The 9,722-nt window shown below is 39.4% G+C and carries 11 protein-coding genes; 10 read left to right on the forward strand and 1 reads right to left on the reverse strand.

Annotated features, from left to right (window positions below):
• The first annotated feature begins 154 nt into the window (after positions 1-154).
• The 8 genes from M5F03_RS01325 (at position 155) to M5F03_RS01360 (ending at position 6,801) form a co-directional block, all read left to right on the forward strand.
• Positions 155-1,558 carry an amino acid permease gene (locus M5F03_RS01325; protein ID WP_078192075.1) on the forward strand — a complete coding sequence of 468 codons (1,404 nt, stop codon included), beginning with the start codon at positions 155-157 and terminating at the stop codon, positions 1,556-1,558.
• A gap of 344 nt (positions 1,559-1,902) precedes the next feature.
• The gene (gene lptM, locus M5F03_RS01330; protein WP_372491094.1) at positions 1,903-2,112 is read left to right on the forward strand and encodes an LPS translocon maturation chaperone LptM; all 210 of its coding nucleotides are present in this window, start codon (positions 1,903-1,905) and stop codon (positions 2,110-2,112) included.
• A gap of 24 nt (positions 2,113-2,136) precedes the next feature.
• Entirely contained in the window at positions 2,137-3,381 is a 1,245-nt protein-coding gene (gene lysA, locus M5F03_RS01335; protein WP_180126393.1) for a diaminopimelate decarboxylase, read from the forward strand.
• Positions 3,382-3,394: 13 nt separating this feature from the next.
• Entirely contained in the window at positions 3,395-4,240 is an 846-nt protein-coding gene (gene dapF / locus M5F03_RS01340) for a diaminopimelate epimerase (protein ID WP_249706081.1), read from the forward strand.
• Between the two features lie 84 nt (positions 4,241-4,324).
• Positions 4,325-4,516, forward strand: a complete 192-nt coding sequence (locus M5F03_RS01345; protein ID WP_249706084.1) for a hypothetical protein — start codon at positions 4,325-4,327, stop codon at positions 4,514-4,516.
• Positions 4,517-5,155 carry an enhanced serine sensitivity protein SseB C-terminal domain-containing protein gene (locus M5F03_RS01350; RefSeq protein ID WP_283773837.1) on the forward strand — a complete coding sequence of 213 codons (639 nt, stop codon included), beginning with the start codon at positions 4,517-4,519 and terminating at the stop codon, positions 5,153-5,155.
• Positions 5,156-5,226: 71 nt separating this feature from the next.
• Positions 5,227-6,150 (forward strand): tyrosine recombinase XerC, encoded by a 924-nt coding sequence (locus M5F03_RS01355; RefSeq protein ID WP_249706088.1) that lies wholly within the window; start codon positions 5,227-5,229, stop codon positions 6,148-6,150.
• A gap of 279 nt (positions 6,151-6,429) precedes the next feature.
• Complete coding sequence (locus tag M5F03_RS01360) at positions 6,430-6,801, forward strand: hypothetical protein (RefSeq protein ID WP_111883920.1); 372 nt, start codon at positions 6,430-6,432, stop codon at positions 6,799-6,801.
• Positions 6,802-7,266: 465 nt separating this feature from the next.
• On the opposite strand, the gene M5F03_RS01365 is transcribed toward M5F03_RS01360, so the two are convergent.
• Positions 7,267-7,761, reverse strand: a complete 495-nt coding sequence (locus M5F03_RS01365) for an Lrp/AsnC family transcriptional regulator (RefSeq protein WP_111883921.1) — start codon at positions 7,759-7,761, stop codon at positions 7,267-7,269.
• Positions 7,762-7,874: 113 nt separating this feature from the next.
• Here M5F03_RS01365 and M5F03_RS01370 point away from each other — a divergent pair, with 113 nt between their 5' ends.
• Together M5F03_RS01370 and M5F03_RS01375 are read left to right on the forward strand one after the other, a co-directional pair.
• Positions 7,875-8,480, forward strand: coding sequence for a LysE family translocator (locus M5F03_RS01370; RefSeq protein ID WP_078190404.1), 606 nt, complete (start codon positions 7,875-7,877; stop codon positions 8,478-8,480).
• Positions 8,481-9,006: 526 nt separating this feature from the next.
• On the forward strand, positions 9,007-9,722 hold a 716-nt coding region (locus tag M5F03_RS01375; RefSeq protein WP_249706090.1), incomplete at its 3' end, for an electron transfer flavoprotein subunit beta/FixA family protein.

Here is a 9,722-nt window from a genome sequence, read left to right on the forward strand (position 1 = left end):
TAAAATGTGAACTGGCGCTAAGATTTTTATATATAAGAAAAATAAATTAACTTTGTCACTTAATCCGAAAATATAGATGATGAAAAATAATTTTGTATTTTCTGAAATTTTTACGTTAATTTGTCGCAATTGGAACGCGAAGTTGAATTAAATAATGTCAAATGAAATTCATGGATCGCACGCTGATAGCGGCGATTTGAAACGAAGCTTGTCCAACCGACACCTGCAATTGATTGCGATTGGTGGTGCGATTGGTACAGGTTTATTTATGGGGTCAGGAAAGACCATCAGTTTAGCTGGTCCGTCCATCCTTATTATCTATATGATTATTGGTTTTATGGTTTTCCTCGTCATGCGTGCATTAGGCGAGTTATTACTATCAAATCTTGAATATAAATCTTTTATCGATTTTGCAACCGACTTAATCGGCCCGTGGGCAGGCTATTTTGTGGGTTGGACCTATTGGCTGTGCTGGATCACTATAGGGATTGCTGATTTATCGGCCATCATTTATTACCTGCAATTCTTTAATGGAGGTAACCCGTTCTCGCCCGAAGAAGGAGTGATGATCAGTGTTGCCGCCATTGTATTTATAATGGGTTTAAACCTTGTTACGGTTAAACTTTTTGGTGAATTAGAGTTCTGGTTTGCACTGATTAAGATTATTGCAATCGTGGTGCTTATTGGTGTTGGTCTTTGGATGATCTTTACCGGTTTTACCTCATCGACAGGTGAAATCGCATCATTCACACATTTATGGTCACATGGTGGTTTATTCCCAACAGGTGTTACCGGCTTCTTGGCAGGTTTCCAGATTGCTATTTTTGCCTTTGTCGGCGTAGAACTCGTTGGTACTACGGCAGCAGAAACCAAAGATCCAGAACACAACTTGCCTAAAGCTGTGAACTCGATTCCGATTCGTATCATTATTTTCTATGTGCTTGCACTTGTGATTGTGATGTCTGTTACGCCATGGAATGCCATTGACCCAAGCATTTCACCATTCGTGAACTTGTTTAGCCAAGCCGGTATTGCTGCTGCTGCGATTATTATGAACTTGGTGGTGTTGTCATCAGTTATGTCATCGATGAATAGTGGTGTGTTCTCGACTTCACGTATGTTGTTTGGTTTATCTCGTGAAGAGCAAGGTCCAAAAGCTTTTGGTCGTCTAAACTCACGTGCAGTTCCTGCAAATGCGTTGTATTTCTCGGCAGTTTGTTTACTGTTGGGTGCGGCATTACAGTATTTCGTACCGAACACGGTTGAAGCCTTCACTTTAGCAACTACACTGTCGACGATTTTATTTATCTGCGTATGGCTCATGATTATCTGGAGTTATATCGTTTACTATAAAACTCGTCCTGAGTTGCATGCGAAATCAACCTTTAAATTACCAGGTGGCTTATATACTTGCTGGCTTGTGATTATCTTCTTCATCGGCATGATTTATGTTTTGTCATTAGAAGCAGATACCATGAAAGCGCTCATGGTTAGCCCAATTTGGTTCATCATTTTGATTATTGGTTATTTCGGTTTTTATAAGAAAAAGCACCATTAATTTACATTTTTGAAATGATGTAAAAACATAAAAAGCTGCTCCTGAGGGGGCAGCTTTTTTATTTGAATATGGAATTAATTTACACTAATACACAGTATTCATTAGTGCTAATAGAAGTATAAAACAGCATTCAAATTGATAAGCTATTTCAGTGAAATCAATAGCCTGATCGGTATAGAAAAATACACAAATGTGGTTTGAAAACAGCACCATCAAATTTTGCTTAAATTTAGTGCAGAATGGCAAAAAGCTCACTTGGAATTACAGGGCTTTTCTTTTATCCGCGGGTTGATCACGTTATACTCGGAAAAATCTTTTCATTAGGTACGTTTATGTATCGTTTTATGAATTATAAAATTATTGTATTAGCAAGTGCTGTGCTGCTGACCGCTTGTGGTCAGTCTGGTGCATTGCATTTACCTTCAGATGCAAATGCAGATAAGCGCGCAAAATATCTGATTTATCCAGATACGCCTGCACAGCAAAAGCAGGAAAAACAAGCGGCTCCTGTTGCAACTGAATCGGAATCTTCAAATTCTAACCCTACACCTTAATGCTTTTATAGAAAGGATACTTTCATGAGTTTCACCCGTACGAATGGGGTATTGCATGCAGAGCAATGTTCTTTACAACAGCTTGCACAGCAATATGGCACACCGCTTTATGTTTATTCAAAAGCTACTTTTGAAAAGCATTATTCAGATATGGACCGTGCATTTAGCTTTATCGACCATCAAATTTGTTTTGCGGTAAAGTCAAACTCTAATCTTGCGGTGTTAAACGTACTTGCCAAGCAGGGCGCTGGTTTTGATATCGTGACGGGTGGTGAACTCGCACGTGTGTTAAAAGCCGGTGGTGAAGCTTCTAAAATTGTATTCTCAGGTTTGGGTAAAACTGAAGCCGATATCCAAAAAGCATTGGACGTGGGTATTGCATGTTTTAACGTTGAATCTCATGCAGAGCTAGATCGAATCCAAAAAGTTGCTGCGGCAATGGGTAAGAAAGCACCGATTTCATTGCGTGTAAATCCAGATGTGGATGCTAAAACCCATCCTTATATCTCTACGGGTTTAAAAGAAAATAAATTCGGCATTCCTTCAGACAGTGTTTTTGAAACTTATGCTTATGCGGCATCATTGCCAAATCTTGAGATTATCGGGATTGATTGTCATATCGGCTCACAGTTGACTGAAACTCAGCCTTTTGTTGATGCACTTGATCGTGTCATTGTGATGATCAATCAACTGAAAGAGATGGGTATTCATCTAAAACACATCGATATTGGTGGTGGTTTAGGCGTAACGTACAAAGACGAAGTTCCGCCAACCGTTGAAGAATATGCTCAGGCAATGCGTCCGGCATTAGAAAAATTAGGCCTTAAGGTATATATGGAGCCGGGGCGTAGTATTTCTGCAAATGCAGGGGTGTTGTTAACTAAAGTTGATTTGCTCAAACCGACCAATCATCGTAATTTTGCGATTATTGATGCTGCAATGAATGACTTAATCCGTCCCGCTTTATATGAAGCATGGATGGATATTCAGGAAGTAACGCCTCGTACAGATACAGAAAAGAAAGACTGGGATGTGGTTGGCGCGATTTGCGAAACCGGCGATTTCCTAGGAAAGCAACGTCAGTTGGCGATTCAAGAAAATGACGTGCTTGCAGTATTGGGGGCGGGTGCTTATGGTTTTGTCATGAGTTCAAACTACAACAGCCGCGGACGTGCTGCTGAAGTAATGGTTGATGGTGATCAGTCTCATTTGATTCGTGAGCGTGAAACCATCGAATCATTGTGGGAACGTGAGCGTTTATTGCCTTAAGGAGAAATTCGAGATGTTATTAGAATTTACCAAAATGCATGGCCTTGGCAATGACTTTATGGTGGTCGATCTAATTAGCCAACGGGCTTATTTAGATACAGTGACGATTCAGCGTTTGGCCGACCGTCATTTTGGTATTGGTTTTGATCAGCTTTTGATTGTAGAACCGCCTGATTTACCCAATGTTGATTTTAAATATCGTATTTTTAATGCGGATGGTTCGGAAGTTGAACAATGTGGTAATGGTGTACGTTGTTTTGCGCGCTTTGTGCATGAACGTAAGTTGACCAGCAAAACCAAAATCAAAGTACAAACCAAGTCAGGTATCGTAGAGCCTGAATTAGGTGCGAATGGTTGGGTGCGCGTTAATATGGGTTATCCACGCTTTTTGCCGCATGAAATTCCATTTATTGCGGAAGAGCCTGAAAACTTATACGACATTGCATTAGCGAATAATGAACAACTCACCATTGATGTGGTGAGTATGGGTAATCCGCATGCAGTGACGATCGTTCCTAACGTTATTACTGCAGACGTCGCTAAAATTGGTCCACAAGTCGAATCGCATGAGCGTTTTCCACAGCGAGTAAATGCTGGCTTTATGCAAATCGTGGATGAGAAACATGCACGCTTACGTGTATTTGAACGTGGTGTCGGTGAAACGATGGCCTGTGGTACAGGTGCTTGTGCAGCGGCAGTATCAGGTATGCGTCGTGGTTTATTAGCCAATTCGGTCGAAATAGAGTTGGCAGGTGGTAAGCTGCAAATTGAGTGGCAAGAAGGTGGTGTAGTCTGGATGACCGGACCAACCGCAACAGTTTACGAAGGACGCTTAGATTTAAGTTACTTCCAAGGTTAAACTCCAAGCCCTGATTCATTCAGGGCTTTTTTCATAAAATAAAAAGTGAATAAAAAATTATAATTCAATGGGATTGGAATCAACATGGAACAAATAAACGAAGAAATAAAAGAAGAAATCTTAGAACAACTTTTTCATAAAGCCTTACATGAACCCGCGTATCGACCCGAATTTTTAGCTCAGTTATTAGCAGCCAATGTGTATTGTGTGGGAACAACAGGAGCGGATTCACGCATTGCCGAAGATTTGATTTTGGATGAAGGTGACAGTGTTTAATTGAAATCATGGGAAGATGAGACTTATGATTGCGTCATCCCATTTTTTACGTCCCTGGAAAAAATGCGGTTGGCAATATCTGAAGAGGAGTCGTATATCCAGCTACCAACCAAGGCATTATTTGAAATGACCATTGGGGCAAGGCTTGTATTGAATCCACAATCACCTGATGCGACGAAGGACTTTGTACCAGAAGAAATTCAACATTTGCTGAACGGGCAGTATATTCAGCCCTCAGAAAACTATGAAGTTAGGGAAGATACGGAAGTTTTAATTGGTCAGCCGGCGGAATATCCGCAGTTTATGATTGATCAATTAAGTATTTTTTTCGGCACAGAGCGCGTGGTAAAAGCTGCTTATTTGGCGCAAATGCTGAATAAGGCTCGAGATGATTCACCAACTTTACTCATCGGACTAGATTTAGAAGCAGGATTATCTGAACAACAAATTCAAGATTTACACAGTAAAATTGGTCGTATCACACAGGACAGTTTAAAAGAGCAATGCCCAGTGGATTTAATCCATGTCAATCCACACAGTGTGGATGGTGTAGAAGGGTATTTGCTTAATGAAACGCAAGCTTTTTACCAACGTGTTGATGGTAAGCCTAAGGGGTTCTTTGCTAGACTCTTTTCATAAAACAGATATGTAAAATCGCTTTAGTGAACGTACTGCAACGCTTAAGCACATGTTGAAATGGGAGAAGACAGATGACGATGGATCAGAGTCAACTACTGACTATGTGGTTGAAGGAACGTGAAATTCAAAATCAGTCTAAACATACATTGCAAGCGTATGAGCGTGATGTCAGTGATTTTCTCCAATTTTGTACAATACGCAACTTGCCACTGCATGATGTCGAAAAGTCAGATCTGCGTGAATTTGTTGCTCATAAAGTGGAACAGTTTCAGCTCAATCCAAGTAGTTTGCAGCGCATGTTATCTTCAATACGCCAATTTATGAAATGGGCAGAACAAGGGGGTTATCTCAATTTTAATCCTGCAGATGATTTTCAGCTCAAACGCCAATCACGTCCTTTACCAGGATTGGTCGATATTGAAACCATTAAACAAATCATGGAACAGCCCGAGCCGGAAAGTGAAACTCAACGGCAACTTTGGATACGTGATAAAGCGATTTTGGAGTTGCTCTATTCAAGTGGTTTACGTTTGGCAGAAGTGCAGGGCTTAACCATTCGAGATATTGATTTTAATCGCCAACTGTTACGTATTACGGGTAAAGGGAATAAAACGCGCATTGTACCTTTTGGTTCTAAAGCCAAAGAGGCTGTGATGCATTGGTTGCAATTATATCCTGCATGGCATGGTGATTTTGTCCCAGAAGCCCAAGTTTTTATCACTCAAAAAGGTAATCCACTGGGGGTAAGACAAATAGAAAATCGAGTTAAATTTCAAGCTCGACGTGCAGGTGTAAATGTCGATTTACATCCGCATTTATTACGACATTGCTTCGCTAGCCATATGTTGTCCAATAGCGGTGACTTGCGTGCTGTACAAGAAATGTTGGGGCATAGTAATTTAACCACTACACAAATTTATACCCATGTGGATTTTGATCGATTGGCACAAGTTTATGATCAGGCCCATCCAAGGGCACAGCATAAAAATTCGTAACAATTGCAAAAACGACTTTGGTACTCAGTGGTCTAAATTTTGCTTAAATTCACAGGCTAGATTTCACATTTTGTATCCTAAAGTGGTCTACTTCATGAAAATTAAATAAGGATGTGAAAAAATATTGGTAAAATTGACCGACATTTTGAACTATTGTCGCATTATAAAAATTCAAATTATCGGGTATAAAAATTGTCCATTATTGAATTGACGTAAGTGCTGAAGTGAAATTCGCCATTTACTAAATTGCTGTACCGTTAAAAATATATAGGCCATACCATGATTTCAGATATTCAAGAAAAATATGACCAGTTAAATGGTCAGCAAAAAGAAATTTTTGCAGGATACGGCTTACGCCAGATCAAACACTTTGTTGAAATCAGTTTGCCTGAAGTAGAAGCTGTATTGCCTGAAGGTGCGCAGCTACAAGGGATTAATGCCGATGGTAAAGTTCAGGCGTTTAATGCGGCGACGGGCCAATACTTTATTTGGATTTCGGATAAACAATGGCAGCTTACCAATAAAGCAACTGCTAAATTTGACAGTAAAGAAGATGCCCTCACCATTTGGCGTATTTTTGATTTGGCAAAGTATGAACTTATTGACCTAAGCCACATCCATCGTGACTTTTTGGAAAATCAGCCAGCCTAAACCATTGGTAAAATAAACAACTCAAGGGCTATCTTCATTGGTTTTGGATGTTTAGCCCTTATATCACTCGCTCCATGACATGTTGAGATGCTTGTGAGCAGAGCGTTAGAGTGTTAATCTTCTTTGCATAGCTTAGTTGCTTAAACAAAAATTTCTAAATGCCAATCCGTTTTGCTGCTTAGTAATTCAATTCGTTTAATTTTGATAGCGAGAGCCTGTCAATCCAATCAATGGTTTTCCTAGTTGAGCAATTGAGCTCAAAGACCTCCTAGATATTTCCCATTTAATTGCTGCAAATGTGCCCCAAATTATTATTTTTCTTTGCTTAAAATATAAGTAAATACCGCATTGCTAGGTATTTGCATTCGAGGCTGTGAAGGTAATCCGTCACTACATTGCCAAGCTTGTAGTTTCAGCCTCGTCGTTTCTAATGCTTGAGTTGTTCCTTGGCAGACCAATTTCTGTTTATAAATCTTCTAGCGGTAACTGGAAGCTTTGTTTGATGATTTGGCTTGGTAAATCAGTCTTTACACTGGTGATGCCATTTTTCTTGGTTAAGTGAGTAGACTGAAATTTGCGGTAACTTTCTAGGTCAGGCACCACTACTTTGAGCATTGCATCGCACTCACCCAAAATAATGTAGCACTCCATGACTTGAGGAAGTTCTTTCATCGCTTCGATAAAAGTATCGATGGTTTCAGCATCTTGCCCAGTCAACCAAATACGAGAGAATAAAATCAATTGAAAGCCAATCTTTTGTGGATCGACCACGGTGGTGTAATTCTGAATCACACCTGCTTCTTCGAGTAATTTGACCCGACGTAAACAAGAAGAAGGCGAGAGTCCGATTTCCTTGGCTAAGTCATTATTTTGCATGCGGCCATTATTTTGAAGTGCGCGAATGATATTTTTATCAATACGATCTAGTTTAACTAGAATTGACTTAGAAGATATCTTCATAAAATAGAATATAATTCTAAAAATAATATCTATTATAGAATATTTGATATCCTATTTTAAAGCGATTCAAACATACTAATTTCACTTTCAGGACATAGAAAGGGAAAATTGAAATGTCTGTATTTGCTTTGTTTGCCTTAACGGTAATTCCCCTTATTTTCACACCAGGACCCGATATGCTTTTTATCCTGTCACAAGTGATGGGTAAGGATGCAAAAGCAGGCATGATGGCTACAGTAGGTGTGTGTTCAGGTTACTTGGTACATTCGATTTTGGTGGCATTGGGTATTGCTGCGATTATCGTGTCATTTCCACTACTGTTTGAAACAATCCGCTGGTTGGGGATTGCTTATCTTTTATATTTGGCAACGCATTTACTGCGTTCAGTATTTAGCAGTAAAAAATTAAGTATTGAGAAAAAGTCAGCGTCCAACCCGATTAAAAAAGGCTTTTTTACGGCTTTACTGAACCCGAAAGGTATGTTGATTTATTTTGCAATTTTGCCGCAATTTATCGATAAATCAGCGAATACTGTGAGCCAAGGTTTGATTTTGTCCTTCATTTTTATTGGGCTGATTTTTGTGGTGTATTGTAGTTTGAGTGTGGTCTTTGCACGTATTACACAAAAAACTGAAATTGATGAACGCAAACAAAAGTGGATTGATGGTACATCAGGTGGTTTGTTGGCTCTTGCTGCGACATGGTTAATTGCCAATTAAAACAGCAAATGTAAATTGGGCTAAATGCCTTAACTAAAACCTTCGCGAAAGCGGAGGTTTTTTTATCTGTGCTGAATATTGACAGATATTAAGAATAAGAACAGGGGGAAAACACGCCAATTAGCTTCAGAAAAGTGAAATCAGCACTAAATTCATTATGCTTCTATCTTAAATGACAAGTTTAGATATGTTGCCGAATGTGTAGAGGGAAAGCTCTATTTCAGAAAGATTGATCGAAAATTGATATTAAATCAGATCTTTTGATGAGCTAAATCAAGTAAAAAAATAATAAAAATCAATGCTTAAAAAATAACTGAATAATGCGTTTTTTTGGATAACTGAAGCATTCTTTAAAAAATGTGAACGATAAGTTCAAGGAAATTACGCTTTTTTACAGGTCTTTCGATAATTGTGACTTGACCGAAATGCCGTACACATTGCAAGATAGGGCACCTAAAAAATTTAAAGTGAAGAGTTAATATAACTTTTCTCAACATTTACATTTGCTAAAACAGCCGAGGATTACATGAAGGCTCTTGTTGCTGTAAAACGTGTGGTTGATGCCAACGTTAAAGTTCGCGTTAAGCCGGACAACAGTGGTGTTGACTTAACGAACGTTAAAATGTCAATTAACCCATTCTGTGAAATCGCAGTGGAAGAAGCGGTTCGTTTAAAAGAGAAAGGAACTGTTTCAGAAATCGTTGTTGTTTCTATTGGTCCTAAAGAAGCTCAAGAACAAATCCGTTCTTCTATGGCGCTTGGTGCAGACCGAGGTATCCTTGTTGAAGCTGACGACAGCCAGTTAGGTGCACTTGAAGTTGCAAAAATCCTAAAAGGTGTTGTAGACGCTGAACAACCTCAATTGATCCTTCTTGGTAAACAAGCAATTGATGATGACTCTAACCAAGTTGGTCAGATGCTTGGCGCGCTTTTAGGTGCTGGCCAAGGTACTTTCGCTTCAGAAGTTAAAGTTGAAGGCGACAAAGTACAAGTGACTCGTGAAATCGACGGTGGTTTACAAACTGTTGAACTTGCACTTCCTGCAATTATCACCACTGACTTGCGTTTGAATGAGCCACGTTATGCTGCTCTTCCAAACATCATGAAAGCGCGTAAAAAACCGCTTGATACTAAGTCACCTGCTGATTATGGCGTTTCACCTGCAACTAAGCTTAAAACTGTTAAAGTTGAAGCTCCTGCAGAACGTAAAGCGGGCGTACAAGTGAAGTCTGTAGACGAGCT

The organism is Acinetobacter amyesii (genome assembly GCF_023499985.1).
Lineage (GTDB): Bacteria > Pseudomonadota > Gammaproteobacteria > Pseudomonadales > Moraxellaceae > Acinetobacter > Acinetobacter amyesii.